This window comes from Pseudarthrobacter sp. NIBRBAC000502771 (genome assembly GCF_006517215.1).
Lineage (GTDB): Bacteria > Actinomycetota > Actinomycetes > Actinomycetales > Micrococcaceae > Arthrobacter > Arthrobacter niigatensis.
The window spans coordinates 1,233,917-1,258,463 of sequence record NZ_CP041187.1 but is presented as its reverse complement, the minus strand read 5'-3'; the positions used below and the strand labels follow the sequence as shown (position 1 = coordinate 1,258,463).

Genomic DNA, 24,547 nt, shown 5'->3' with positions numbered 1-24,547 from the left:
CCCATGACCAAGAGCACAGTCCTTACCCTTGTCGGCAGCCTCCGCGCCGAGTCCACCAACCAAAAGCTGGCCGAGGCCATCCAGCTCAATGCGCCGGAGCAGGTGGACGTGGTGATCCACGAGAGCCTGGGCAACATCCCGTTCTACAACGAGGACCTCGACGTCGAGGGCCAGGTCCCTGCAGCCGCCGCAGCCCTGCGGGCCGCTGCCGAAGAGGCGGACGCCGTCCTTTTGGTTACCCCCGAGCACAACGGCACCGTGCCCGCCGCACTGAAGAATGCCATCGACTGGCTGTCCCGCCCCTTCGGCGCCGGCGCCCTTGCCGGCAAGCCCACCGCCGTCGTCGGTACCGCGTTTGGCCAGTACGGTGGCGTCTGGGCCCAGGATGAAGCCCGCAAGGCCGCCGGCATCGCCGGTGCGCAGATCCTGGAAGACGTCAAGCTCGCCGTCCCCGGTTCCATGGTGCGCTTCGCTGAAGTCCACCCCAAGGACGACGCCGAGGTCGTGGAGCAGATCAAGGGCGTTTTCGATGCCCTTGCCGCAGCAGCACCGGCGGCCTAGCCCGACCAGCAACGCGCCCGGCACGCTATGTCGCGTGCCGGGCGCTCTCATGTCCACGGAACGTCTCGCTCGTCCGGGATAAACAGGTGTTGCCCTGCAAGCAACATCGGGCTGTATCCTGACTCTGTGACCCACGAAACACTGGATGCCTCCGCCGGAACGCTGCCTGCCGAAGCCATCGATGCGATCGAGCGCGCAGCCACCTCGGCCCACCGCCACGAGGAACTGTTCTCGGAGCGGGCGGCGAACATCCGCCAGTCCGCCGTCAGGGACGTTTTCGACATTTCCATGCGGCCCGGACTGGTCTCCCTCGCGGGCGGAAGCCCGTATCTCCAGTCGCTGCCCCTTGACCGCCTGTCAGCGACGGCAGCGGACATCATTGCCAAGGATGGACTTACTGCCCTGCAGTACGGCGCCGGACAGGGTACCCCCGAGCTCCGGGAGCAGATCTGCGAGGTCATGGCCGCCGAAGGCATCCTGGACGCCCGCCCCCAGAACGTAGTGGTCACCGCGGGATCACAGTCGGCCCAGGATGTGGCCACCAAGCTCTTCTGCAATCCGGGAGACGTGGTCCTGGTGGAGGACCCCACCTACGTCGGCGCACTGAACACCTTCGAGGCATACCAGGTCCAGGTGGAAACGGTGGAGATGGACCAGTTCGGCTTGGTCCCGGAACTGCTGGAGGCGCGGATTGCCGCGCTCCAGCTCGCCGGCAGGAGCATCAAGTTCCTTTACACCATCCCGAACTTCAATAACCCCTCCGGCATCACCCTGGCCCGGGAACGGCGGCAGCAGGTGGTCGATATATGCCGCAGGGCGAATATCCTGGTCCTGGAGGACAACCCGTACGGACTCCTCCGCTTCGAAGGTGAGCCGCTGCCCCCACTGCGCGCCGCCAACCCGGACGACGTCATCTACCTCGGCTCCTTCTCCAAGATCTTCGCGCCCGGCCTCCGGATCGGCTGGGCCCTGGTTCCGGAACCCCTGCAGCGCCGCTACTACCTCGCCGCGGAATCGGTCACGCTCTGCCCGCCCGCCCTGAACCAGATGCTGGTTTCCGCCTACCTGCGCGACTACGACTGGCAGGGCCAGATCGAAACCTACCGCGGACTGTACGCCGAGCGGTGCCGGGCCATGCTCGCCGCCCTCAAGGAATACATGCCCGCCGGGACCACCTGGACCAGCCCACAGGGCGGCTTCTTCGTCTGGGTGACGCTGCCGGAGGGCATTGACACCTACCCACTGCTGCGCAAGGCGATCGATGCCGGCGTCGTGTTTATCCCCGGCGCAGCGTTCACGCCGTCGGACGAGCCGTCCAACAAGCTCAGGCTCGCCTTCAGCGCCGTCCCTCCCGAAGCCATCGCCGAGGGAGTGCGCCGGTTGGCGCCGGTGCTGCAGGAAGCCATCGCGGCGCTGTAGCGTAAGCCACACGAACGCCGAAAACCGAGCAAAGGAGCATGCATATGGGTGGAATCATCGTTGTAGGGGTCGACGGCAGCGAAACCGCAAAGAGGGCAGCGGAATCGGCCAAGAACCTGGCGGCGGGACTGGACGCCTCGCTGCACGTCGTGTCGGCCTTTGACAGCGACCGGACCGAGGTGTTCGGCAGCGGCAGCGACCGCTGGATCGTCTCCGACGCCGACGCCGCAGAACAGGTGGCCCGGACCGTGGCGGAATCCCTGGGCCGCGACGTCGCGGTCACCTATTCGGCGGCCCGCGGGCGGCCCGCCGATGCCCTCATCAAGGAAGCCGTCCGAATGGATGCCCGCATCATCGTGGTGGGAAACCGCCGCATGCACGGCATCGGCCGGGTCCTGGGCAGCGTGGCAAACAGTGTGGCCCACAACGCCCCTTGCGACGTTTACATCGCCAACACCTACGACGCCGACTAGAGCCAGGAACCCCCTTGGGGTAACGCAGGACACCACCCGTGGTGGCGGATATCGCTGCGGGTGGTGTCCGTTCTCACCGCATTATCATCATTTAAGCTGCTGGCGCAACGATAAAATTGGATGGGCCCCCAACGGCGTGGACACTGACGAATCCACCCACCAGCGAAGGGCTCCCCTTGATCACCATGCAGCGCCGCCAGCTTGTTGGCCACGACATCCTCCTTGCCCGCCACGGCAACCACATCAGCTCCATGCGGGTGGACCGCAGCAACGACCGTGTGGTTGCGCTGCTGGACGACGGCAGCCTGGACAGTGCGCCCAACCTCATTACCCCGGGACTCCAGCTCCCCGCCACCGTGCGCAGCGTCCTGCGCGAGGACTGGAAGCTCCTGAGCGCCTGGGCCGGCGCGGCCGCGCTCATGGGCGGCCTGATGACCGCCGCCGCAGTAGTGCTGGGAACCACCGCGGATCCGGCCATACTCGAAGCCTTCACCGCATACGCCGCCTACTAGGCTGGCAATTCCCCCGGCCGCGTAGAAGGTCAGCCCACCAGCCAACCCTGCAGCAGCCACCAGATCCCGGCCATCACCAGGCCGCCGAAGAGCGATCCTGCCACCACCTGTGCCAGGGAATGGGCCCGCAGCACCACCCGCGACCAGCTGACCGCCGGGACCAGGAGCAGCAGCGGTGACCACGCAGCGCCGAGCATCAGCACCGACACGACGGCCGCGCAGGACACGGCAGCGGCGTGGCCGCTCATCTTCCAGAACGGGCTGACCACGGCCAGGACCGCCACGCCGCCCACTACCGCCAGCACCATCGCAATGACGCTTTGGGGCGCATCCACGGCGCCCAGCACCAGCAGCCCCAGAGCGATGCAGCCCAGCGCCATCAGCAGCACGGGTGCACGCTGCTTCCGGTCGCTGACGTGGTGGTCCGTGACTTTGCCCAGCCTGACCAGGACCAGCAGCACCACCAGCGGAAGCACGCACACGAAGAGGGCCGCCAGCGCGCCGTAGCCGATGGTTCCCGGGAATCCCGGCTGGGCCAGTGGGCTGACCAGCAGCTGCAGGGAAACCACCACCGGCGGCTGGAAGACCTCCGTCAGCCATTTGGCTGTGCGGTTCCTGGCCCGGATCGCCCCGTTGCCTGCTGCCATGTCCTGGGCCGGTGCCCTAGTCCAGGAGGAGCGCGGGCTCCTCCAGGATGGCTGCGACGTCGGCCATGAAGCGGGCGGACAGGTCACCATCGACCACGCGGTGGTCGAAGGATCCGCCCAGGGTGGTGATCCAGCGGGGAATCACCTCTCCATCCAGGACCCATGGCTTCTGCTTGATGGTTCCGAAGGCAACAATGGCCACCTCCCCCGGATTGATGATCGGCGTACCGGTGTCGATGCCCAGGGCCCCGATGTTGGTGATGGTCAGCGTCCCGCCCTGCATCTGCGCCGGCTGCGTCTTCCCGGCCCTGGCCGTGGTGGCAAGGTCGTTCAGCGCCAGGGCCAGCTCCTTCAAGGACAGGTCCTGCGCATTCTTGATGTTGGGCACCATGAGGCCGCGCGGAGTGGCCGCGGCAATGCCCAGGTTCATGAAGTGCTTGACCTGGATCTCGGCGCTGCCGTCTTCGTTGTCCACCCAGGCTGCGTTCACGCTGGGATTCCTTGCGGCGGCCCAGATGACGGCCTTGGCCAGGATGAGCAGCGGCGAGACCTTGATTCCCTCGAAGTCCCGGGAGGCCTTGAGCCGCTTGACGAATTCCATGGTGCGGCTCGCGTCGACGTCCACGAAAATGCTGACGTGCGGTGCCGCGAAGGCAGATTCCACCATCGCCTTGGCCGTGGCCTTGCGGACGCCCTTGACCGGAATGCTCTCCACGCGCTGGTCCTGCGGCTTTCCGGCCGCGCCCCAGAAGCCGTCCGCCTTGTCCAGCTCGGCGTCGCGCTGCGCCTGGTAGCTGACCAGGTCTTCGCGGGTCACCTCGCCGCGCGAACCCGTTGCGACGACGTCGGCGAGGTCGATGCCAAGGTCGCGGGCAATTTTGCGGACCGGCGGCTTGGCCAGTACCCGGTTGACAAGGCCCGTGATGGTGCCGCCGAGGGTCGGCCGGGTGTCGACGGCGGAAGGTGCGCCGGCGGAAACTTCGGCCGGCGTACGGGGCTGGACCGGTTCGACCTCGGGCGCGTTCACTGTCATGGCGGCCGACGGTGCGGTCTTCCGGGGCCGGCGCTTGACGGCGTCGGCCTTCGGCCCGGAACCCACCAGGGGTGCGGCGGAGGTCTCGCCCGCCTCCCCTGCGTCTGCGGGCAGCGTGCCGTAGAGCGGCTGGGTGGAGGCACCGGAAGCGACGGTGGCCTGGGGTGCGCGGACGTCGGCGGGGGTGGGGTCGCCGGAGACTTCGTCGCTGACACTGATGATGGCGGTCCCGACGTCGACCGTCACCCCTTCCTCCACCAGCAGTTCGGTGACGGTGCCGGCGAACGGGGACGGCAGTTCCACGATCGACTTCGCGGTTTCGATCTCGCAGATGACGTCGTTGATGGCCACGGTGTCGCCGGGCTTGACCTTCCAGGAGACGATTTCCGCCTCCGTGAGGCCCTCGCCGACGTCGGGCAGGTTGAACTTATTAAGGGTCATGGTGTCCTCAGTAGGAGAGGGCGCGGTCCAGCGCCTCGAGGATGCGGTCGATGTCCGGAAGGTAGTCTTCCTCCACCTTGGCAACGGGGTAGGGCATGTGGAAGCCGCCGACGCGGATCACCGGCGCCTCGAGGGAGTGGAATGCCCGCTCGCTGATCCGGGCGGCGATTTCGCCTCCGATTCCGCCGAATGTGGGGGCCTCGTGGGTCACGATCAGACGGCCGGTTTTTTGGACGGAGGCGGTGACGGTGTCGAAGTCGATGGGGGAAATGGACCGGAGGTCGATGACCTCCAGGCTCCGGCCGTCCTCCTCCGCTGCGTTGGCGGCCGCCAATGCCACGGGCACCAGGGGTCCGTAAGCCACCACGGTGGCGTCGGTACCCTCGCGAAGAACGTGGGCCTTGAACGGATCCTCCGACGGCCCGGGCGCCTCGACGTCTACCTCCCCTTTGAGCCAGTAGCGGCGCTTGGGTTCGAAAACGATGACGGGGTCCTGGCACTCCACGGCCTGCTGGATCATCCAGTAGGCGTCATGCGGGTTGGACGGGGTGATGATGCGCAGGCCGGCCGTATGGGCGAACAGGGCCTCCGGGGATTCGGAGTGGTGCTCAATGGAGCCGATGCCGCCGCCGTAGGGGATGCGGATGACCACGGGGACGGTGAGGTTGCCGTTGCTGCGTGAGTGGATTTTGGCCAGCTGGGTGGTGATCTGGTTGAAGCCGGGGAAGACGAACCCGTCGAACTGGATCTCGCAGACCGGGCTGTACCCCCTCAGCGCCAGGCCGATGGCGGTGCCGATGATTCCGGACTCGGCCAGCGGGGTGTCCACCACGCGGTCCGGGCCGAACTCGCCGATCAGTCCGTCAGTGACGCGGTAGACGCCGCCGAGGGGTCCGATGTCCTCGCCCATCAGCAACGACTTGGGGTTGGCGGCCAGGGTGGCGCGGAGGCCTTCGTTGATGGCCTTCGCGATGGTCATGGTGGTCATCAGTGGCCTGCCTTTGCTGCGTGCCCGGCGGATTCTTCCCCGCCGGCGAATCCTGCGCTGTATTCCTCGAACCACGCCAGTTCCTCGGCCACCAGCGGGTGGGCCTCCCTGTAGACGCTGGCGAAGGCCTGCCGGATGTCCGGGTTCTGAAGATCGTGGGCGGTGCGCCTGACATAAGCGGCCAGGTCGTCACCGTCGGCCTTCACCTTGGCGAAGTAGGCGTCATCTGCCAGGCCTTCGGCGCGCAGGTACTTCTCCAGCCGGGCCAGCGGATCCTTGGCCCGCCAGGCATCCTCCTCCTCGGACTGCCGGTACTTGGTGGGATCGTCCGCCGTGGTATGCGCCCCCACCCGGTACGTGAAGGCCTCAATGAGGACTGGCCCCTTGCCCTGGCGGGCATGCTCCAGCGCCCACTCGGTGACGGCGTGGACCGCGATCACGTCGTTGCCGTCCACCCGGATGCCGGGGAAGCCGTATCCCTTGGCACGGTTCGAGAGCGGAACGCGGGTCTGGACGTTGGTGGGCACGGAGATGGCCCAGTGGTTGTTCTGGCAGAAGAACACCACGGGGGCCTTGTAGGAGGAGGCAAACACCATGGACTCGTGGACGTCGCCTTCCGAGCTGGCGCCGTCGCCGAAGTACGCGATGACGGCGGCGTCAGGCTCCCTGCCTGCGGTATTGGACGCGGCGGCGAGCTTCTGGTCCCGCTGGATCCCCATGGCGTATCCCACGGCGTGCAGGGTCTGCGCCGCCAGGACCAGGGTGTAAAGGTGGAAATTGGTGTCCTTGGGGTTCCATCCGCCGTTGGAGACTCCGCGGAACTGGCGCAGGAGTTCGGCAAGGTCCACGTTCCGGGTAAGCGCCACGCCGTGTTCCCGGTAAGTGGGGAAGATGTAGTCCTGCGGCTGGCTGGCGCGGCCTGAACCGATCTGCGCCGCTTCCTGGCCTGTCAGCGGCACCCACAGGGCCAGCTGGCCCTGGCGCTGGAGGGCGGTCGCTTCGACGTCGAACCGCCGGATCGCGGCCATGTCGGCGTACAGGCCCCGCAGGTCGCCGGCGGTGAGCTTGTCCGCGTAGGCACTGTAGACGGGATCGGTGCCCAGCTTCCCGTCAGGACCGAGAAGCTGAACCATTTGTGCCGCGGGCTCGCCCATGACGGCTTCAGCATCGGCTTCCCGCTGGTCGTCTACCGCTGTTCCGTCGAACTCGGTGGAAGGCAGATGAGTGCCCATACCGTCTCCTTGCTTGCCGCATCCGGATGCAATGCAATGTCGCTGGGATATATGCCGCGCACGGAATACATTCCCGGCATGGCATATATATTGGCTTACTGATCCTAACTTTATCTTCGGTAAGTAGCCGGAGGGCTACTTGTTAAGTGCTAGGAAGTTGCAGGCGCCTTTGTATAGTCGGCACACAATTGGAGGAACCGCGTGTTGGCCTCGGGCTCCCCGATGCTGACCCTCACGCCTTCTCCGGCGAAGGCCCGCACCGAGAGAGCCCGCGTCCCCGCCAACTCTGCGAAGGCGGCACTTTCGGCGCCAAGCGCGAGCCAGACGAAGTTGCCCTGGGCGTCAGGGACGCTCCAGCCGAGGTCCTTGAGGCCGTTGACCACCCGGTCCCTCTCGTCAACGAGTTTTTGTACCCTTTCCACAACCTGGCCAAAATTTGCCAGGGAGACAACCGCTGCCTGCTCGGCAATTTGGGAGACAGCGAATGGAGTCGCAGCCACCCTCAAATACTGCGTCAGCCCGGGATGGGAGACGCTGTAGCCCACACGGAGCCCGGCCAGGCCGTGCGCCTTGGAGAAGGTCCGGAGCACCACCACATTGGGATATTTCCGGTATAGCGCGATTCCGTCCACGGCGCCTTCCGCCCTGACAAACTCCTGGTACGCCTCATCGATCACCACCACCACGTCAGCCGGAACGGACCGGATGAAGGCTTCGGTTTCGGCCGCGTCCAGGGCCGGGCCGGTGGGGTTGTTGGGCGTGCAGAGAAGGATGACTTTGGTGCGGGCACTTACGGCCGCCGCCATGGCTGCGAGGTCGTGCCGGCCGTCGGCCGTGACGGGAACCTGGACACTTTCGGCGCCTGCCAGGCCAACGCTGATGGGGTAAGCCTCAAAAGAGCGCCATGCATAGATGACCTCGTCCGCTTTCCCGTCCTCGTTCTGGCCGGCAAAGGCGGCCAGGATCTGGTTCAGCGCGCCAAGGCTTCCCGCTCCGGTCACAATGTCGTCGGCGGGCACACCGAGAAATTCCGCAAGGGCAGCGCGAAGCTTGCTGCTCAGGGGATCCGGATACCGGTTGAAGTCGGACTGGTTGGCGATGGCTTCCAGCACTGCCGGGATCGGCGGTAACGGGTTTTCATTGGAGGACAGCTTGAAGCTGGCCAGACCGCTGACCGCGGCCGGCGGTTTTCCTGCCGCGTAGCGGGGCAGCCGGTCCAGCACCGGGCGCGGCGCAATTCCGCCCGCCCGGGTCTCAGGTGAAGTCATGGCCTCTAGCCTACGTCCCGCTCCCGCGAGGACCCGGGGTATGCGGGGCACAAATTCCTTGCCGTTCCCCAGGTTCCCATGGGAACGGTATGGAAGCATGGGGGCATGGGTTCCTTCATCCTTCGGGTCGTCGTTAACGCCGCTGCGCTCTGGGTGGCCAGCTGGATCCTGCCGGGCATGGACATCTCGAGCACGGCGGCATCCGACGCCGTCGCCAGAACCGGGATTTCACAGGACACCGAGACCATTGGGATTGTCCTGGCCTACCTGTTCATCGGCCTCATCTTCGGCGTCGTCAATGCCTTCGTACGGCCGCTGGTGCGCCTCCTCGCGCTGCCCATCACCATCCTGACGCTTGGCCTGTTCGCCATCGTCATCAACGCGGCCATGCTGTACCTGACGGCCTGGATCAGCAGCTATACGCCAGTGCACCTCACCATTGATTCCTTCTTCTGGACGGCGCTGCTCGCCGCCATCATCATCTCGCTGGTGTCCCTGGTGGCGGGGCTCCTGCCGGGAGGCCGGCGCTGACCCGGACCGCCTCCGACGTGAAGAAGCCCCCACGGTGCCCTGCCGCCAAGTAGCAGGGCGGCCGGCGAGCAGGTACCCATCAGGTGCCATTCCCCGAATCAGCAGCACAAACTCCAGTACCAGCCACCCATGACCCCTGCGCTGGCGGCCGCCTAGGCTGCAATTCAGGCCCGGCACGGCCCGTCGCTGTCGGTTCCGGAACATTGGGGTCAAGCTATGAAGTCCATCAGGATATGTCTCGCTGCCTGCCTGCTCCTGGCATGGCAAGCCGGCCCGGCACGTGCGGAATCCGGCACCGCACCGCACGGCCCCGCGGGGTTGGGCAACGACATCTCCTGGCCGCAATGCGGCGCTGATCTTCCTGCGCCCCCGCCCTTCGCGATCGTCGGGGTGAACGGCGGGCGTCCCGACACCGCCAACCCTTGCCTGGCCGCCCAACTGGCGTGGGCGGGTCAAAGTGCTGAGGCGGCAGGCGGCACCCCGGCTGCAGTGTATGTGAACACTGCCGCGACCGGGCCCGCGGAGTCGTTATGGTGGCCGGCCGGGAACACGTACGGGGAAACCGCTGTCAGCAATCCATATGGTTTGTGCGACGGCACCGCGTCCCCGGCCTGCGCCTACGTGCACGGCTACGCCATGGCCGCCACGTCAGCCGGCATCCTGGCGGCAGCCGGGCAGGACATACACCGCATGTGGTGGCTGGATGTTGAGTTTGGAAACAGCTGGCTGTGGGACAAGGCAGTCAATGCAGCCGAACTGGAAGGCATGACGGCCTACCTGCAGGGGGCCGGGGTGGAAGTGGGGATCTATTCAACCGGATATCAGTTCAACGAGATTGCGGGTGACGTCAGTCCCGGCAGCAACCTCTACAAACTCCAGAACTGGCTGGCGGGCCCCGACTCGGCAGAGTCGGCAGAAGAGTATTGCGGCGCTCCGCCGTTGACGCCGGGCGGAACTGTCACCACAACGCAGTTCACGGAAAACGGCCTCGACTACAACTACCGGTGCCCTGCCGCAGTCCCGGCACCTGCCCCACAGCCGGCTGCCCCCGCCCCGCAACCCGAACAGTTGCGCTCCAGCCGGTACATGGAATTGCACGCCGCCCCAATCTCCTGACGCCTGCCGCGCGTGCGGAGAAACTTCCTAGCGGGCTCCCGGTTGTGGCCGCCCGGAAAGGGGATCCCTGCGGTCCTTGGGGACGGTGGGCGGCGGAGTCCTGGACAGGGAGAATCGCGTAGCCGTGACGGCCCCGCCTGCGCCCAGGACAGCACCCAGCGCCGCGGTGGACTTGACCAGTGCGGGATCTTTGCTGGCGGCAACCAGGCTTGCCGCCTCCCCATAACCGCTGAGTCGGTGCCCTGGCCCCAGCCCCGCGCCTTCCCCCTCCGGAGTGGTTACCGGATTTGTCAGAGTGACCGTTACCCTGTCCCGGGTGTCGGGGTTTGGTGCTCCGTCTGCGCCGGGAACCCAGTCTGCTTCATGCTCCAGGTGCAGCGAACTGACCCCCACTCCAGGTGTAATTCCGGCAACCGGCGATCCAGCGGTAAGCACGTAGCGGACATCGTAGGCGCGGAGGACTTCGGGATCGGCAGCAAGGTTCATGGCATGGATGCCGCCCTGGCTGTACCCCACCGCTACCAGCGGAGCTCCCCGCTTTGCCCCGGCCGCCTCAAGTGCCTCAAGGATTGCCTGGTTCACTTCCGAAGAGCTGTAGAACATCCCCTCGCCGATGCCTGCTTCATCGAAGGGATTGTCGCCCCCTGCCTGGATTCCTGCCGCTTGAGTGCCGGGAATGACCACTACATAAGCTGTTTCCCCTCCTTTTGGCACCTCAAGGACTTCGATGAACCCCGATCCCCGTGCCTCAATCTGCCGTATCCGCTCCAACAGGCCGGCCGGCGAAGCCTCCAGGTCCACTGCCACCTCTTCTTCGCGCTGCACAGCAATGTGCCTTGGCCTGAGGCCCGATGCCATGCCAAATACGGCGTCCCGGACCCAGGGGTTTTGTCCAATGTTGGTTTTCATTACCGAGGCCTGCGCGCCCAGTTGGCTCACCAGCCATTCCATAGTCTTTCCGTCGGCAGCCTTGGAAGTCAGGATCACGATGGCCGAGTGCAGGAGATCCTGATGGCTGCGGTACCCGAAATACTGGCTTGTTTTTGCGTGCTCTTCAGCCTTCTCGTAGTCCCGGATGCAGGTGCGGACCTCGGCACTGATCCGTTGCATCTCTGCCCGGACCGTCCGCAGCGCCCATGCACTGTCGCGCACGCTCGCCACGTAGCCCGCGTCGGACCAGGCTGGCTGGTGGTCCGCCCGGCAAAGCTCGTCCAGGAGGCGGCCGGATTCCTCTTCGGCCCACAACAGATCCTGTGCGAGCCCGTCGAGTTTCTCCGCGCCGGCCATGAGTTCCTCAAGCTGCACGCTGAACCCCGAGACGCCTCCGCTCACGGTGATACTGCCGTTCCGGGACGGGCCATACAGCCCAATGTCGCCCTCCCCCCGTGGAGCCGCGGTGCTCATCCTGGCCAGCCGGACGTGGCGATTGGCACCCCGGTGTCTTCCTGGGCCCGCCGTGCTACCGCGAGCCGCGCCTCCTGCAGACGGTCCAGGGCGCGGCGCAGGCTGGAGGCCTGGAGAGTGACAGCATCCCGGTAAGCGCGCCCGGCCGGAGATTGCCAGTCGAGCAGCTGAATGTCATGGAATCCGCCAAGTACCTGTTCGACCTTGGCGCTGCAGGTTGCAAGGCGGCCCGCGACCGACATCAGCGTGGCATCCAGCTGCTGCCGGCTGTCCCAGCTCCCGTCCATCGGACCGTCCCCCTGCTTTCCGACCCAGCCGCCCCGGCCGGATAATCCGTCCCAACCCTGCTGCTCCCAACGCTAGGCACGCGGCCCCGCCCCCGTAAGCGCCGCCGTCGGCTATGTGGACAAGTAACGTGGACGACCACGCTTAAGGCGGCCCCGGACTTCATGAAAGAATCAGCACATGCCTGAAACTGCCGCCACAGCTGATACCCGTACGCCCTCAGGACGCCTGGCCCTCGCCGCGTCATCGGAAAAGATCGCGCTTGGACCCCTGGACGGCCGTTACCAGTCCGCCGTCGCGCCACTCGTTGACTACCTGTCCGAGGCCGCCCTGAACCGGGACCGCGTGGCGGTCGAAGTGGAATGGCTCATCCACCTGACCAGCAACAACGTCCTTCCCGGCGCCGGTCCCCTGAGCCCGGAACAGCAGGACCAGCTCCGCGCCATCGTCACTGAATTCGACGCCGCGTCCGTCGCCGAACTGGCTGAAATCGAAGCCGTGACCGTGCACGATGTGAAGGCCGTGGAGTACTACATCGGCCGCCGCCTCCCCGCCATCGGCATCGAAAACCTGACCGCCATGGTCCACTTCGGCTGCACCTCCGAGGACATCAACAACCTGTCCTACGCCCTCGGCGTGAAGGGTGCCGTGGAGGACGTGTGGCTCCCCGCTGCCCGCAAGCTCGTGGCGCAGATCAGCAGGATGGCGGAGGAGAACCGGGCAGTTCCCATGCTGTCCCGCACCCACGGCCAGCCGGCCACCCCCACCACCCTGGGCAAGGAACTGGCCGTCATCGCGCACCGCCTGACCCGCCAGCTGGACCGGATCGCCAAGACCGAATACCTGGGCAAGATCAACGGGGCCACCGGCACCTACGCGGCCCATGTGGCGTCCGTCCCCGGCGCCGACTGGCAGCAGGTTTCCGAATCGTTCGTGGAGGGGCTGGGCCTTAACTGGAACCCGCTGACCACGCAGATCGAAAGCCACGACTGGCAGGCTGAGCTCTACGCCGACGTTGCCCGCTTCAACCGCATCCTGCACAACGTCTGCACCGACATCTGGAGCTACATCTCCATCGGCTACTTTGCCCAGATCCCGGTGGCCGGTGCCACGGGTTCGTCCACCATGCCGCACAAGGTCAACCCCATCCGCTTCGAAAACGCCGAGGCAAACCTGGAGATCTCCTCCGGACTGCTCGATGTCCTGGGCTCCACCCTGGTGACCTCCCGCTGGCAGCGCGACCTCACCGATTCCTCCAGCCAGCGCAACATCGGCGTCGCATTCGGGCACTCCCTCCTGGCCATCTCCAACGTTGCCAAGGGCCTGGAGCGCCTGGATGTCGCCGAAGACGTCCTGGCAGCGGACCTGGACACCAACTGGGAGGTCCTGGGCGAGGCCATCCAGATGGTCATGCGCGCCGAGGCGATTGCCGGCGTCGAGGGCATGGAAAACCCTTACGAGCGCCTCAAGGACCTCACCCGCGGCCAGCGCGTGGACGCTGCGCGCATGCAGGAGTTCGTGCAGGGCCTGGGCCTCTCCCCCGACGCTGAGGCCCGCCTCCTGGCCCTCACGCCCGGCAAATACACGGGTATCGCGGACCAGCTGGTGGACCACCTGAAGTAAGCCCCGCAAGGCAGGAACGTACGACGACGGCGCCGGGCCCGGGAGGGTCCGGCGCCTTTCGTTTGTCCAGGCAGGGCGTGCCTCCCGGGCCCGGATGCAGGCGTTTCGGCAGCACTGCGGCGGGGTGGGAAACTGGAGTCATGAAGTTGCTCCTGATCCGCCACGGCGAAACCCCGGGAAACGTGCTGGGCCAGCTGGACACCGACCACCCGGGACCGGGCCTCACCGAACTGGGCGAACGGCAGGCAGAGGCGATGGCGCGGTCCCTGGTCAACGAACCCATCGGCGCCCTGTACGCGTCAACCTTGATCCGCACCCAGATCACCGCGGCACCCCTGGGCAGGCTCCGGGGCCTGGAAACCACGGTCCTGGAGGGGCTGCACGAGATCGAGGCGGGAGCACTGGAGAAGCTCACGGACCACGAGTCGCATAAGCGGTACATGGGAACGGTCATTTCCTGGGCTGCAGGTGAACTGGACAACCGCATGCCCGCAGGACCCGACGGCCACGCGTTCTTCGACCGGTTCGACGCCGCCATCGCCAGGGTGGTCGACAGGGCATCCGGGCAGCACAACACAGTGGCAGTGGTGAGCCATGGTGCGGCGATCAGGACCTGGGCCGGGCTCCGGGCCGACGGCATCGACCACGAATTCGCCGCCAGGCACGTGCTGGCCAATACCGGCATTGTGGCGCTGGAGGGTGACCCGGACACCGGCTGGAAGCTGATCCACTGGGAAGGCAGCCCGGTGGGCGGCCTCGCCCTGGCGGACCCCGCCGCCGGGGACCCGACGGGCCGGGACGCAGCCGCCCCCTAGGCCTGCTGCCGGTGGCGCCGGTGGGGCAGCGCCCGCGCGGCGGGACATGGGCCCACGTCCGCCCGGCTGCGCACGGCCGGTATGCCGCGGCGGGCTGACGGGACCCCGGGAATCAGCTGCGCTGCCATCACCGCGGCATCTGCCGCCGTCGGCCGTTCCCCGGGGTCCATGGCCGTCAGGGACCGCAGCAGGGGGACCCAGCCGCCGAGGTACTCCGGGACGTCGGGGGACCGAAGGGTCCGGGCCACCAGGGATTCAATGGCGGTGCCCGGAAAGGCCTTGTTGCCGGTGAGGAGCTCCAGCAGGACAAGCCCCGTGGAGTACACGTCCCAGGACGGCGCAACGGTGCCGCCGGATGCCTGCTCGGGACTCATATAGTGCACTGTCCCGGACGAAATTCCGGGCTCGGGCGCCGAACCGGTGGCGGCGGCAATGCCGAAATCGATGATCCGGACTGGACTTCTCCGCAGGCCGCTGAGCATCAGGTTCGCGGGTTTGATGTCGCGGTGCACCAGCCCGCCGGCATGCAGGTGGGCGAGGGCACCGAAGAGGCCCCGGGCCCACAGTGCCACATCACCGGACCCAGGGCGGTCCGCGCGGGTGACCTCGGCAAGGCTGGCGCCCAGGGCAAGCTCCTCCACGAGGTACGGGCGCCCGGCACGGGAACCGCTGCCTGCCACCACGCCCTGGTCCACCAGGCTCACAATGGATGGATGGCTGAAGCGGGCCAGGACGGCAGCCTCATTCCGGATCCGCTGGTGCTGCTTCCGGCCGCCGGCCGTCGCGATCTTCACCGCAACGTCCGGGCCGCCCTCCAGGTCCACCGCGCGAAATACTTCGGCCGCGGATCCCCGGCCAAGGCGTTCCCTCAACTGGTACCGGCCGGCAAGGGGCGCCGCCCCGCTGTTCAGCAACGAATGCGGCGGCGCCGCAGCTGCCGTCCCGTTGGCGCTCATGCGGAGAGGTCAGCGGAACGAGGTGCCACGCGGGGTCCGGTGCTCCAGGCGTCCAGCTGGAACCCGCAGGCGCAACGCCACACGGGCGGAAGCTCGCTGTCCCCGGGGGTAGCTGGGGCGAAGGTGTAGCTGGCACGCTCCCACCCAAGTGCCGGCGTCACCAGCTGCATCGGCGTACCGCAGTGGACGGCGGTGTGTCCCTGCGGCGCTGTGGTGCCGTCCAGGGTGGACCGCGTCAGGTCCGTGCGGGCATCCGGAATGGTCACGCCCATGGCGGGTTTACGCGGTGAAACTTCGGTGTAAGGGACCAACACACTCACGACTCCGTTGGGAAGCAACTTCAGGAACAATCGTAAGCTTACATATAACTAGGCGAACTAGCTAGTCAGGCTAGTGAACTTTTAATTCCTCTTCCCGGAGCTGAAGTGAATCGGTCATGCACTGCAGGAAATCGACCACGATCCGCGCCTCTTCGGCACTCAGGCCTTCGGCAACTGCCATCATGCGGCGGTGCATGGCGCCGAGCGTCTCCCGGACCTCCTTGTCCGACTCCACGGTGGGAACCACCACCACCGAACGGCGGTCGGAAGGGTGCGCCTCGCGGCGAACGTGCCCACTGGCCACCAGGCGGTCGATGAGCGATGTGGTGGAAGCGCTAGTAATATTGAGGAACCGGCTGAGGTCCTTGGGGACAACCTGCTTCCCCGATGCCTGGACCCGCAGCAGGTACCGCAGGGCGAGGATGTCCGTTTCGCCCATGCCCATGGAGTCCCTGGTGCTTCGGCGAATCTCGGTTTCGGCCGCGCGGTAGTCGCGCAGGGCCTTCAGCACCGCCGCACTGTAGTCCAGTTGCCCGTCAGGTCCGTACCAGTAGCCGGATCCCTCGTTGCCCATAGAAACCATGACATCATTTTAGACCAACTGGTAACTAGACTGCCAAGTAATCTACTTTATGGTCGCTTGGGGGGTTATCCGGGTGCTAACCCCTTGGAAACACCTGCGTAACTCGCCCCACCTAGCCTTGTCAGGCATACCCCTCCGGCGAATCGAGGCAGATATGCAGACCAACCCCAGGCTCAACATTCGGCAGGTCTCCTGGTCCAACCCCGTGGGCGCGGACCTTCGCCGCGCGCAGCAGGCAGAACTCGACGCCCGCTTCGGCCGGCCCGACCATGAGCCTGGGCCGCCGCCGTCGGGCGCCGACTGCGCCGTCTTCCTGGTGGCGTACGACAAAGGCTCGGGGCAACCGGTGGGTTGCGGCGGGCTCCGGCTCCTGGACGGAACGACGGCCGAAATCAAGCGGCTCTACGTGCTGCCGTACACCCGTGGCTCCGGGGTGGCCAGCTCCATCCTCGCGGCCCTGGAGGCGGAGGCCTTCAGCCAGGGCATAACCAGGATCAAGGCCGAGGCCGGGTCGGCACAACCGGACGGCCGGAACTTCTACGAAAATTCAGGCTTCGAGCCGATCCCGAACTTCGGGCCCTACACGGGCGTGGAGCACTCGTACTGCTATGCCAAACGCATCAACGCCCACAGCGCCGCCCAGACGGCCATGGCCTAGCGTCCGGCCGGCCCGGGAAGCCGTCACACTGGGACCGTGGCGGGCGGCATCAGCTAACCTCGGCCGTATGGAAGCAGCAGACATCACCTTCCGGACCCGCAAATGGGTCCGGCCGGAGGACCTCAACGCCAACGGAACCCTTTTCGGCGGCAGCCTGCTGAAGTGGATCGACGAAGAAGCCGCCATCTACGCCATCCTCCAATTGGGGAACGGCCGCGCGGTCACCAAGTACATCTCTGAAATCAACTTCGTCAGCTCCGCGGTCCAGGGTGACCTCATCGAGATGGGCCTGACGGCAACCCGGTTCGGCCGGACCTCACTGACCATGCGCGCCGAGGTCCGCAACATGATCACCAGGCAGAGCATCCTCACCATCGAGGAGATCGTCTTCGTGAACCTGGGCCGGGACGGAAAGCCGGAACCGCACGGCTATACGGAGATCACCTACGACCGGGACCGAATCCCCACCCACCACCTCGGCGGAACCCCCGACCAGGACTGAAACGTTTCCCGCCGGTTCACGCCGGGGGCCCCAACCGTTTTCCCGACAGGTCCAAAGTGAGAAGCTGGGCTGTTTATCGAATCGATAGCTATAACAGCCCGGTTTTCGTCATGCCCGGCTATAGGCTGTGCGGACATGCTCTGATTCCAGTCCAGAAATGAGTCCTGATCGTGCGTAAATTGCAGACTTTGGTTGCCGCCGCCGTTGCCGCCACCCTCCTCGCCGGCTGCGGCGGGGGCTCCACCCCGCCGGCCTCCACCGGTGAAGCCTCCGGAGCTCCCGCGGGAGCGTCCGGGGACACCCTGGTGATCTACACCAACTCCAACGGGGAGGGCCGGGGCGACTGGTTGGCCGCCAAGGCGGCCGAGGCTGGATTCAAGATCGAGATCGTGGGGGCCGGAGGCGCCGATGCCACCAACAAGCTCATTGCCGAGAAGAACAACCCCATCGCCGACCTCGCGTTCGGCCTGAACAACATGTACTTCTCCCAGGTCAAGAACGAGGGCGCGCTGGAGGCGTACCAGCCCGCGTGGGCGGGCGAGGTGGACAAGGGCCTGGGCGACGGGGAGACGTACTGGCCCCTGGTGAAGCAGGCCATCCTTCTGGGCTACAACTCGGACAAGATCTCCAAGGACGCCGCACCGAAGGACTGGACGGACCTGTGGTCCAAGGACGAGTTCAAGAGCCGCTATGAGCGGGTCACCGGCCTGGGCACCGCAACGGCGCAGCTGGTTTTCGCCGGCATCCTTTCGCGTTACCGGGATGACTCGGGCGATCTTGGGATTTCCGACGACGGGTGGAAGCAGGTTGAGCAGTACTTCAAGAACGGCAGCCCCGCAGTGGCCAAGACCGACCTGTTTGCCCGCATCGCGTCCGGCGAGGTGGACATGGGCCAGATGCCGTCCTCGATCATTGCCGACCGCGAAAAGTCCTTCAAAGTAAACGTGGACACGGTCATTCCCTCCGTGGGGGTCCCGCTTGCCGTGGAGCAGATAGCCCTGGTGAAAGGCACCAAGAAAAAGGAGCAGGCGCAGAAGTTCATCGACTGGTTCGGCAGCGCGGACGTGCAGGGCGAGTTCGCCCAGAAGTTCAATTCCATGCCCGTCAACAAAAGCGCCCAGGCGAAAGCCAACCCGGAGGTGGTGGACTTTTTCGCCAGCCTGAAGCAGCAGGACATCGACTGGAACTTCGTGCAGAAGAACATGGGCGCCTGGGTGGAGAAGATCGAACTCGAATACATGACGTAGCCCGTCCTGCCAGCCGCCGTTTCCGCGTTCCATCAGACAGGGTTGCCATGATCCGCTTGGAAGACATCGAAGTTACTTTTGGCGATTTCACCGCCATTCCGCACTTGGACCTGCAAGTCCAGCCGGGTGAGTTTTTCACCCTCCTGGGGCCCTCCGGCTGTGGGAAGACGACGGCGCTGCGCACCCTGGCCGGCTTCATCCAGCCGGCCAGGGGGACGGTCAGGGTGGACGGGAAGGACGTGACCCGCCTTCCGAGCGACAAGCGTCAGGTGGGCATGGTGTTCCAGAACTATGCCCTGTTCCCGAGCATGAGCGTATGGGAGAACATCGCCTTCGGGCTCCGGGTCCGGAAGGAAAAACCTGCCGACAGCGACCGCCTTGTGCGGGACATTGCGCGGCGCGTGGACCTCAGCGACGAGCAGCTGGCCAAGAACGTGGCCGAGCTGTCCGGCGGCCAGCAGCAGCGCGTGGCCGTGGCCCGCGCCCTGGTGCTGCGGCCCAAGATCCTGCTGCTGGATGAGCCGCTGTCGAACCTCGATGCCAAGCTCCGCCACCAGTTGCGCCAGCAGCTCAAGGACCTGCAGAGCGAGTTCGGCATCACCACCGTGTACGTCACCCACGACCAGGACGAGGCCCTTGCCATGAGTGACCGGGTGGCGGTCTTCAACAGGGGGGTGGTGGAACAGGTTGGGACGCCCCAGGACATCTACGACCATGCTGCTACGGAGTTTGTCTGCAACTTCATCGGTGACAGCTCAGCCCTGACGCCGGACTTCGTGGCGGAGGTCAACCGGCTGTCCGGGGCCGGCCTCAGTACGGATGCCAGGTCCTACCTGCGCGTGGAAAAAGCCTCCCTGGACCGGCCCGCGGACGGAGGGACCGCCGTCGGGCTTCCCGCCACCGTGGTTTCCCGGACCTACCACGGCCTGCACAGCCGCTATGTGGTCCGCAGCCATGGCGCGGACATCCGCCTCCTGGTTCGTGAAGACGGCGCCGCACACCCTGGGGCCGGCACGGCCACGACGGTCTACGTCCAGCCCGGGCATGTCCTCCAGTACCATCCGGGAACCGGCGCCGCACTGGCACAGGACCCGGCGGTTGCCCTGAAATGAGCGTCAACAGCCCGGTGCGCAGCATGGCCCGCTCCCCGTTCGTCCTGGTGGTGGGGGTCATCCTCACCTGGTTCATCGCCGCATTCCTGGTGTGGCCCAACGTCAACATCCTGATCGCCACCTTCTTCCCCGACGGCAGCTTTTCGGGCCGCGCCGCGGAGAAGCTGTTTTCCTCCCAGCGGGCCATGAAGGCACTGGGCAACAGCTTCCTGCTGGCCGTGGCGCTGTCCGTCACCGTGAACCTGGTGGGCGTCTTCATCGTCCTGGTAACGCATTACTTTCGGATCCGCGGCTCGAGGATCCTGTTCCTCGGCTACGCGTCCACGTTCATCTATGGCGGCATCGTGCTGGCGGCGGGGTACAAATTCATCTACGGGGACAGGGGCATTGTCACGTCGCTGCTGGTCCGGATTTTTCCCGGAATGGACCCCGGCTGGTTTTCCGGGTTCTTGGCCGTGCTGGCAGTCATGACCTTTGCCACCACCACTAACCACATGCTGTTCGTTGCCAACGCCCTCAAAGGCATCGACTACCAGACCATCGAGGCCGCGCGGAACCTTGGTGCCTCCACATGGACCATCCTGCGCCGCATCGTCCTGCCGATGCTTAAACCCACGCTGTTCGCTGTCACCATCCTGTCCTTCCTCACCGGCCTGGGCGCCCTCAGCGCCCCACAGGTGCTGGGCGGCCGCGAGTTCCAGACCATCACACCGATGATCCTGACCTTCACCAACAGCCCCACTTCGCGCGACCTGGCCGCGCTGCTGGCCGTGATCCTTGGCCTGGCCACCATGGTGATGCTCGCAGTGATGTCCCGGCTGGAGAAGGGCGGCACCTACTTTTCGGTGTCAAAGGTGTCCTCCGAGCTGCAGAAGCAGGACATTGCCCACCCCGTGGCCAACGTGGCCGTGCACGCCGTGGCCTATCTCCTTTTTGCCGTCTACACGCTGCCCGTGGTGCTGATCGTGCTTTATTCATTTGCCGATGGCGCAGCCATCCAGACCGGACAGCTCTCGCTTTCCAACCTGACCCTCGACAACTATGTCCGCGTCCTCACGCAGCAATCCGGGCTCCGGCCGTTCATCGTCAGTGTGGTGTACAGCGCCCTGGCTGCGGTCATCGCCGTCGGCGGCCTGCTCTTTGTGGCCCGGCTGCTGCAAAAGTACAAAAACTGGCTGTCCTCAACATTTGAATACCTGCTGCACATTCCGTGGATCCTGCCGTCGGCACTGCTGGCCCTGGGCCTGATTGTCAGCTACGACCATCCCAATCCCCTGGTGGGGGGCGCCGTCCTCACCGGGACAACGGTGATCCTGCTCATCGCCTTCGTCACGGTGAAGATCCCGTTCACGCTCCGGATGCTCAAGGCGTCCTTTGCGGCAGTGAACTCTTCCCTGGAGGAGGCCGCCGCCATCATGGGCGCCAAGACGCTGTATGTCTTCCGCCGGATCCTCCTGCCGCTGGTACTTCCGGCAGCTGCAGCCATCACGGCCCTGAACTTCAACAGCCTGCTGGACGACTACGACACCGCGATCTTCCTGGCCCATCCGCTGGTGCAGCCGCTGGGCCTGGTGATCAAAGCCAACACCGACGGGGCAGAAGGCACGGAGGGGATCGCGAACACTTTCGTTTACACGGTGCTCCTCATGGTGATCACCGGCGTGACGATGTATCTGGTGTACGGCAGGTCCGGGCGGCGGAAGGGCAGGAAGCGGCTGCCCGCAGCGCCGGCCGGCCAGCAGGCCTCCGGCGCCGGACTTTCCGGCGCACAGGCACCGGGTGAGGACGACGCCACGCGCCCGGCCGCCGCCGTCCGTTGACTACCGCCCCGAACCGCTGCCGACGGCGGTCCGTGTGTTCCGCCGCCGGGCCAGGTTGAGCAGGCGGTCACGCAGCGGCTGGGCACGGTCTGCCAGCGCGACACGTCCGAGCGCCGAGGAGGCCACGCTCACGGCGCGGGTGCGGAGTCTCCGCTGCCGGTTGTAGGCACGCAGCGCTTGGTCTTCGGGAAGCGTGTTAAGCAGGTCTGCCAGTGTCACCGCGTCCACCAGGGATTCGCACGCACCGCGGCCAAGGGTGGGCAGCATGCCGTGCGCGGCATCGCCGATAAGCACCGTCCCGCCCGTGACGTAGGAGCGCAGGCGTGGAACCGTCCACAGGCGCTGGGCCAGGCATTCCTCCGGCGTGGCTGCTGCCAGGGTTCGACGGATGGCAGCTGCGTGGCCGGCAAAGCGTGCCCGGGCCTGTTCCAGGGCCAATGGAACATCGATTCCATAGGGGCCCAGTCCTGACCGGTAGCTGGCGTACCAGAAGGACCCGCCCCGGGCGGCGGCCATGCCGAACAGGTCGCCGCGGCCCCAGTACTCGCCCACCTCATCCGGGGCGACCGGCGTCGGGAGGGTACCGCGGAGGGCGAGGTAGGGCGTGAGCCGGGCCTCCGTGGCGCTGCCCCATCCCGCACGGCGAACCATGCTGTGGACACCGTCGGCGCCCACGACCAGGCTGCCGTCCGCTGGGACCGACTGCACGGTGTCGGTGACGCGGAGGACGGTGGCGGGCACGGCGCCATCCAGCAGCCGGATCAGGTCGATCCGGGAGATGCCGAACGTCTCCCCCGCCTCGACGGTGACCCACGGTTCACCCTGTGCATTGCGGACCGACCCGCTGCCCAGCACCGGGCTGACGGCCCGAGCCTGGTCCAGGATCCCCAGCCGGGCCAGGGCGCGCTGGGCGTTGGGCCACATTCCGAGGGCGTTGCCGACCGTGGGCAGTTCCGGCCGTTTCTCGTACACCGCCACGTGGAAGCGGCTGGGGTCCAGGGCTGCTGCCAGGGCCAGGCCGGCGATGCCGCCGCCAACGATCGTGATCGTTTCCATGCCTATCAGTTTACTACTTTTGTAGTGACACGGAAGGGGTCCACTTACACTGGATCCATGCCGGACCGACGCACCCTATTGCTCGACGCCGCCCTGGCCGTAGTGGCGGACAAGGGCATGAAGGGCCTCACCCACCGGGCCGTGGACACCGCCGCGGGCCTGTCGGAAGGCACTACGTCCAACTACTACCGGAACCGCGCTGCCCTGGTTGACGCCGTATTGGACCGCCTGCTTGAACTGGACGCCGCGCTCCTCCGGGAGCAGGGTCCTGCCGGTCCGCCGAAGGATGCGGGTGAACTGGCAAGCCAGCTCGCCTCCATGGTGGTAATGCTTGCCGGCCGGCATGCCGGCCTGACCCGGGCCCGGCTGGCACTTTCCCTGGACAAACCGGAGTCCGTAACGGCCGGCCACTTCCAGCTGGTGGGCGGCCTGGAACAGGCCCTTGCCGCGCTGGGTGTCCCGGATGCGCAGGCCCGGGCCCGGGACGTGGCCGACTACGGCGACGGGGTGCTGCTTCACCTGCTCACCGTCAGGCGCGACGAGCAGCCCGACGCTGCCGCCATCGCGGCCGCCGTCCGGCGGCTGGTGGGCAATTGAGCGCTGCCCGGCCGGCCGCCGTCGTACGTTCCCGGCATCTTTAGGCCGAAGCTGGCCAGCCCGTGTACGCCTCAGCCAGGTAGGCCTTGCCATGGCGGGAGGAGACCACGGAGTTCAGTTCGCCGAGCTGGCGGGCGCGGGAGAAGTCGTCCGCATCGGCCGGGGTGTGCAGCATGGTGGTCATCCAGTAGGAGAACTGCTGGGCCTTCCACACCCGGTCCAGGGCGCGGTCGCTGTAGGTCTCCAGGAGCCGGTCCGAACCGGAGTTGTAGTGGCTGTCCAGCCCCTCGAAAAGGAACTTGACGTCATTGATGGCCAGGTTCAGGCCCTTGGCACCGGTGGGCGGCACGGTGTGCGCAGCATCCCCGGCCAGGAAGAGGTTGCCGTGGCGCATGGGAGTGTGGACGAAGCTGCGGAAGGGCAGCACCATTTTTTCCAGGACAGGGCCTTCCTTGAGCTCGAAGCCGTTGCCGTTGACACGGCTCCGGAATTCGGCCCAGATCCTCTCGTCGTCCCAGTCGGCCACGTTCTCCTTGGGGTCGCATTGGAAATACATCCGCTGGACTGTCTCCGTACGCTGGCTGATCAGGGCGAAGCCGTTGGCCGAGTTGGCGTAGATCAGTTCGTCGGAGCTGCGCGGCGCCTCGGCCAGGATGCCGAACCACGCGAAGGGGTATTCGTGGAAGTACCACTTGCGGTTGGCCTCCGGGATCTGGAACCGGCAGTGGCTGCGCGAGCCGTCCGCGCCCACCAGGAAGTCGGCCTGGATCTCGAACTCGACGCCGTCGGCGTCGGTGAACCAGACCTTCGGCTTGCCCTCCAGGTCGTGGACGGTGGTGTCGGTGACGCTGTAGCGCACGTCGCCGCCGTCTTCCTGCCTGCGTGCGGCCAGGTCCAGGAAGACGTCGGTCTGCGGGTACAGCCACACGGACTCGCCTACGAGGTCCTTGAAGTCGATGCGGTGGCTCTCGTTGTTGAAGCGCAACTCTATGCCGTCGTGCCGGTCGCCGTCGCGCAGCACCCGGTCGGAGACACCGCTGTCCACCAGCAGGTTGACGGTTCCGTGCTCCAGGATGCCGGCACGGACAGTGTGGGAGATTTCCTCGTGGCTGCGGATCTCGACCACCGTGGACTCGATGCCGGCCTTGGCCAGCAAATGGGAGAGCATCAGGCCCGCCGGGCCGCCTCCCATGATGGCTACCTGGGTGGTAATGACTTTTCGTGCCATGGCTGCGTCTCGCTTCGTTGCGGGCCCGGGAGGGGCGGATGGATGCCTGGCTTTCAGTGTGCAGCAGGGCGGGTGACCGGCGTTACAGGAATTCCGTTCAACGGATTCTAGGCAGCTCCG

At 66.2% G+C, this 24,547-nt stretch carries 26 protein-coding genes; 14 read left to right on the top strand and 12 right to left on the bottom strand.

The features are described from left to right. Window positions 1–3 precede the first annotated feature (3 nt). The 4 genes from NIBR502771_RS06000 (at window position 4) to NIBR502771_RS05985 (ending at window position 2,965) form a co-directional block, all read left to right on the top strand. Window positions 4–561 (top strand): NAD(P)H-dependent oxidoreductase, encoded by a 558-nt coding sequence (locus tag NIBR502771_RS06000; protein ID WP_141158938.1) that lies wholly within the window; start codon window positions 4–6, stop codon window positions 559–561. 126 nt (window positions 562–687) lie between these two features. Next, window positions 688–1,980, top strand: coding sequence for a PLP-dependent aminotransferase family protein (locus NIBR502771_RS05995; RefSeq protein ID WP_141158937.1), 1,293 nt, complete (start codon window positions 688–690; stop codon window positions 1,978–1,980). Between the two features lie 44 nt (window positions 1,981–2,024). Next, the gene (locus tag NIBR502771_RS05990; protein ID WP_141158936.1) at window positions 2,025–2,453 is read left to right on the top strand and encodes a universal stress protein; all 429 of its coding nucleotides are present in this window, start codon (window positions 2,025–2,027) and stop codon (window positions 2,451–2,453) included. Between the two features lie 176 nt (window positions 2,454–2,629). After that, a complete protein-coding gene (locus NIBR502771_RS05985; protein WP_141158935.1) occupies window positions 2,630–2,965 on the top strand; it encodes a hypothetical protein in 336 nt (111 codons plus the stop codon). Between the two features lie 29 nt (window positions 2,966–2,994). Here the strand turns inward: NIBR502771_RS05985 and NIBR502771_RS05980 are convergent, their stop codons facing one another. The 5 genes from NIBR502771_RS05980 to NIBR502771_RS05960 all read right to left on the bottom strand — a co-directional run bounded on the left by NIBR502771_RS05980 (window position 2,995) and on the right by NIBR502771_RS05960 (window position 8,574). Beyond that, on the bottom strand, window positions 2,995–3,612 hold the full coding sequence (locus NIBR502771_RS05980; RefSeq protein WP_141158934.1) for a phosphatase PAP2 family protein: 618 nt from the start codon (window positions 3,610–3,612) through the stop codon (window positions 2,995–2,997). Window positions 3,613–3,628: 16 nt separating this feature from the next. Then, window positions 3,629–5,086, bottom strand: coding sequence for a dihydrolipoamide acetyltransferase family protein (locus NIBR502771_RS05975; RefSeq protein WP_141158933.1), 1,458 nt, complete (start codon window positions 5,084–5,086; stop codon window positions 3,629–3,631). 7 nt (window positions 5,087–5,093) lie between these two features. Next, a complete protein-coding gene (locus tag NIBR502771_RS05970; RefSeq protein WP_141158932.1) occupies window positions 5,094–6,074 on the bottom strand; it encodes an alpha-ketoacid dehydrogenase subunit beta in 981 nt (326 codons plus the stop codon). Continuing rightward, window positions 6,074–7,306, bottom strand: coding sequence for a pyruvate dehydrogenase (acetyl-transferring) E1 component subunit alpha (pdhA, locus tag NIBR502771_RS05965; RefSeq protein WP_141158931.1), 1,233 nt, complete (start codon window positions 7,304–7,306; stop codon window positions 6,074–6,076). Before pdhA ends, NIBR502771_RS05970 begins: the two co-directional genes overlap by 1 nt. 149 nt (window positions 7,307–7,455) lie before the next feature. After that, window positions 7,456–8,574 carry a histidinol-phosphate transaminase gene (locus NIBR502771_RS05960; RefSeq protein ID WP_141158930.1) on the bottom strand — a complete coding sequence of 373 codons (1,119 nt, stop codon included), beginning with the start codon at window positions 8,572–8,574 and terminating at the stop codon, window positions 7,456–7,458. Window positions 8,575–8,679: 105 nt separating this feature from the next. On the opposite strand from NIBR502771_RS05960, the gene NIBR502771_RS05955 reads away from it, so the two are divergent. Beyond that, window positions 8,680–9,105 (top strand): phage holin family protein, encoded by a 426-nt coding sequence (locus tag NIBR502771_RS05955; RefSeq protein ID WP_141158929.1) that lies wholly within the window; start codon window positions 8,680–8,682, stop codon window positions 9,103–9,105. A gap of 216 nt (window positions 9,106–9,321) precedes the next feature. Then, window positions 9,322–10,221, top strand: coding sequence for a hypothetical protein (locus NIBR502771_RS05950; protein WP_141158928.1), 900 nt, complete (start codon window positions 9,322–9,324; stop codon window positions 10,219–10,221). Between the two features lie 27 nt (window positions 10,222–10,248). Here NIBR502771_RS05950 and NIBR502771_RS05945 read toward each other — a convergent pair whose 3' ends face one another. Both NIBR502771_RS05945 and NIBR502771_RS05940 read right to left on the bottom strand, forming a co-directional pair. Continuing rightward, a complete protein-coding gene (locus NIBR502771_RS05945; protein ID WP_141158927.1) occupies window positions 10,249–11,625 on the bottom strand; it encodes a hypothetical protein in 1,377 nt (458 codons plus the stop codon). After that, entirely contained in the window at window positions 11,622–11,912 is a 291-nt protein-coding gene (locus tag NIBR502771_RS05940; protein WP_141158926.1) for a hypothetical protein, read from the bottom strand. The genes NIBR502771_RS05945 and NIBR502771_RS05940 overlap by 4 nt, the downstream gene beginning before the upstream one ends. 178 nt (window positions 11,913–12,090) lie before the next feature. On the opposite strand from NIBR502771_RS05940, the gene purB reads away from it, so the two are divergent. Both purB and NIBR502771_RS05930 read left to right on the top strand, forming a co-directional pair. After that, a complete protein-coding gene (purB, locus tag NIBR502771_RS05935) occupies window positions 12,091–13,533 on the top strand; it encodes an adenylosuccinate lyase (protein WP_141158925.1) in 1,443 nt (480 codons plus the stop codon). 140 nt (window positions 13,534–13,673) lie between these two features. Further along, a complete protein-coding gene (locus tag NIBR502771_RS05930) occupies window positions 13,674–14,348 on the top strand; it encodes a histidine phosphatase family protein (protein WP_141158924.1) in 675 nt (224 codons plus the stop codon). On the opposite strand, the gene NIBR502771_RS05925 is transcribed toward NIBR502771_RS05930, so the two are convergent. From NIBR502771_RS05925 to NIBR502771_RS05915, 3 genes are all read right to left on the bottom strand, one after another. Beyond that, window positions 14,345–15,304, bottom strand: coding sequence for a serine/threonine-protein kinase (locus NIBR502771_RS05925; RefSeq protein ID WP_141158923.1), 960 nt, complete (start codon window positions 15,302–15,304; stop codon window positions 14,345–14,347). The two genes, NIBR502771_RS05930 and NIBR502771_RS05925, sit on opposite strands and share 4 nt — an antisense overlap. Then, complete coding sequence (locus tag NIBR502771_RS05920; protein WP_246839825.1) at window positions 15,301–15,576, bottom strand: hypothetical protein; 276 nt, start codon at window positions 15,574–15,576, stop codon at window positions 15,301–15,303. Before NIBR502771_RS05920 ends, NIBR502771_RS05925 begins: the two co-directional genes overlap by 4 nt. 118 nt (window positions 15,577–15,694) lie before the next feature. Beyond that, the gene (locus NIBR502771_RS05915; protein WP_141158921.1) at window positions 15,695–16,207 is read right to left on the bottom strand and encodes a MarR family winged helix-turn-helix transcriptional regulator; all 513 of its coding nucleotides are present in this window, start codon (window positions 16,205–16,207) and stop codon (window positions 15,695–15,697) included. Between the two features lie 154 nt (window positions 16,208–16,361). Here NIBR502771_RS05915 and NIBR502771_RS05910 point away from each other — a divergent pair, with 154 nt between their 5' ends. From NIBR502771_RS05910 to NIBR502771_RS05890, 5 genes are all read left to right on the top strand, one after another. Further along, a complete protein-coding gene (locus NIBR502771_RS05910) occupies window positions 16,362–16,865 on the top strand; it encodes a GNAT family N-acetyltransferase (RefSeq protein ID WP_141158920.1) in 504 nt (167 codons plus the stop codon). 67 nt (window positions 16,866–16,932) lie between these two features. Next, window positions 16,933–17,367 (top strand): acyl-CoA thioesterase, encoded by a 435-nt coding sequence (locus NIBR502771_RS05905; protein ID WP_141158919.1) that lies wholly within the window; start codon window positions 16,933–16,935, stop codon window positions 17,365–17,367. Between the two features lie 170 nt (window positions 17,368–17,537). Beyond that, window positions 17,538–18,614: an extracellular solute-binding protein gene (locus tag NIBR502771_RS05900; protein ID WP_141158918.1), complete on the top strand. Its 1,077-nt coding sequence runs from the start codon at window positions 17,538–17,540 to the stop codon at window positions 18,612–18,614. Window positions 18,615–18,661: 47 nt separating this feature from the next. After that, window positions 18,662–19,726, top strand: coding sequence for an ABC transporter ATP-binding protein (locus NIBR502771_RS05895; RefSeq protein WP_141158917.1), 1,065 nt, complete (start codon window positions 18,662–18,664; stop codon window positions 19,724–19,726). After that, window positions 19,723–21,546 (top strand): iron ABC transporter permease, encoded by a 1,824-nt coding sequence (locus NIBR502771_RS05890; protein WP_141158916.1) that lies wholly within the window; start codon window positions 19,723–19,725, stop codon window positions 21,544–21,546. The genes NIBR502771_RS05895 and NIBR502771_RS05890 overlap by 4 nt, the downstream gene beginning before the upstream one ends. Here NIBR502771_RS05890 and NIBR502771_RS05885 read toward each other — a convergent pair whose 3' ends face one another. Beyond that, the gene (locus NIBR502771_RS05885) at window positions 21,547–22,602 is read right to left on the bottom strand and encodes an FAD-dependent monooxygenase (protein ID WP_141158915.1); all 1,056 of its coding nucleotides are present in this window, start codon (window positions 22,600–22,602) and stop codon (window positions 21,547–21,549) included. A 57-nt stretch (window positions 22,603–22,659) separates the two neighbouring features. On the opposite strand from NIBR502771_RS05885, the gene NIBR502771_RS05880 reads away from it, so the two are divergent. Then, on the top strand, window positions 22,660–23,199 hold the full coding sequence (locus tag NIBR502771_RS05880) for a TetR/AcrR family transcriptional regulator (protein ID WP_141158914.1): 540 nt from the start codon (window positions 22,660–22,662) through the stop codon (window positions 23,197–23,199). Between the two features lie 40 nt (window positions 23,200–23,239). Here NIBR502771_RS05880 and NIBR502771_RS05875 read toward each other — a convergent pair whose 3' ends face one another. Next, window positions 23,240–24,427 carry a 4-hydroxybenzoate 3-monooxygenase gene (locus NIBR502771_RS05875; RefSeq protein ID WP_141158913.1) on the bottom strand — a complete coding sequence of 396 codons (1,188 nt, stop codon included), beginning with the start codon at window positions 24,425–24,427 and terminating at the stop codon, window positions 23,240–23,242. Window positions 24,428–24,547 lie beyond the last annotated feature (120 nt).

Excerpts from the sequence above, each read along its gene's own strand:
- NIBR502771_RS06000 (WP_141158938.1), top strand. The coding sequence starts at position 4 with ATGACCAAGAGCACAGTCCTTACCCTTGTCGGCAGCCTCCGCGCCGAG.
- NIBR502771_RS05990 (WP_141158936.1), top strand. The coding sequence starts at position 2,025 with ATGGGTGGAATCATCGTTGTAGGGGTCGACGGCAGCGAAACCGCAAAG.
- NIBR502771_RS05980 (WP_141158934.1), bottom strand. The coding sequence starts at position 3,612 with ATGGCAGCAGGCAACGGGGCGATCCGGGCCAGGAACCGCACAGCCAAA.
- NIBR502771_RS05975 (WP_141158933.1), bottom strand. The coding sequence starts at position 5,086 with ATGACCCTTAATAAGTTCAACCTGCCCGACGTCGGCGAGGGCCTCACG.
- NIBR502771_RS05970 (WP_141158932.1), bottom strand. The coding sequence starts at position 6,074 with ATGACCACCATGACCATCGCGAAGGCCATCAACGAAGGCCTCCGCGCC.
- pdhA (WP_141158931.1), bottom strand. The coding sequence starts at position 7,306 with ATGGGCACTCATCTGCCTTCCACCGAGTTCGACGGAACAGCGGTAGAC.
- NIBR502771_RS05960 (WP_141158930.1), bottom strand. The coding sequence starts at position 8,574 with ATGACTTCACCTGAGACCCGGGCGGGCGGAATTGCGCCGCGCCCGGTG.
- NIBR502771_RS05955 (WP_141158929.1), top strand. The coding sequence starts at position 8,680 with ATGGGTTCCTTCATCCTTCGGGTCGTCGTTAACGCCGCTGCGCTCTGG.
- NIBR502771_RS05950 (WP_141158928.1), top strand. The coding sequence starts at position 9,322 with ATGAAGTCCATCAGGATATGTCTCGCTGCCTGCCTGCTCCTGGCATGG.
- NIBR502771_RS05945 (WP_141158927.1), bottom strand. The coding sequence starts at position 11,625 with ATGAGCACCGCGGCTCCACGGGGGGAGGGCGACATTGGGCTGTATGGC.
- NIBR502771_RS05940 (WP_141158926.1), bottom strand. The coding sequence starts at position 11,912 with ATGGACGGGAGCTGGGACAGCCGGCAGCAGCTGGATGCCACGCTGATG.
- purB (WP_141158925.1), top strand. The coding sequence starts at position 12,091 with ATGCCTGAAACTGCCGCCACAGCTGATACCCGTACGCCCTCAGGACGC.
- NIBR502771_RS05930 (WP_141158924.1), top strand. The coding sequence starts at position 13,674 with ATGAAGTTGCTCCTGATCCGCCACGGCGAAACCCCGGGAAACGTGCTG.
- NIBR502771_RS05925 (WP_141158923.1), bottom strand. The coding sequence starts at position 15,304 with ATGAGCGCCAACGGGACGGCAGCTGCGGCGCCGCCGCATTCGTTGCTG.
- NIBR502771_RS05920 (WP_246839825.1), bottom strand. The coding sequence starts at position 15,576 with ATGGGCGTGACCATTCCGGATGCCCGCACGGACCTGACGCGGTCCACC.
- NIBR502771_RS05915 (WP_141158921.1), bottom strand. The coding sequence starts at position 16,207 with ATGGTTTCTATGGGCAACGAGGGATCCGGCTACTGGTACGGACCTGAC.
- NIBR502771_RS05910 (WP_141158920.1), top strand. The coding sequence starts at position 16,362 with ATGCAGACCAACCCCAGGCTCAACATTCGGCAGGTCTCCTGGTCCAAC.
- NIBR502771_RS05905 (WP_141158919.1), top strand. The coding sequence starts at position 16,933 with ATGGAAGCAGCAGACATCACCTTCCGGACCCGCAAATGGGTCCGGCCG.
- NIBR502771_RS05895 (WP_141158917.1), top strand. The coding sequence starts at position 18,662 with ATGATCCGCTTGGAAGACATCGAAGTTACTTTTGGCGATTTCACCGCC.
- NIBR502771_RS05890 (WP_141158916.1), top strand. The coding sequence starts at position 19,723 with ATGAGCGTCAACAGCCCGGTGCGCAGCATGGCCCGCTCCCCGTTCGTC.
- NIBR502771_RS05885 (WP_141158915.1), bottom strand. The coding sequence starts at position 22,602 with ATGGAAACGATCACGATCGTTGGCGGCGGCATCGCCGGCCTGGCCCTG.
- NIBR502771_RS05880 (WP_141158914.1), top strand. The coding sequence starts at position 22,660 with ATGCCGGACCGACGCACCCTATTGCTCGACGCCGCCCTGGCCGTAGTG.
- NIBR502771_RS05875 (WP_141158913.1), bottom strand. The coding sequence starts at position 24,427 with ATGGCACGAAAAGTCATTACCACCCAGGTAGCCATCATGGGAGGCGGC.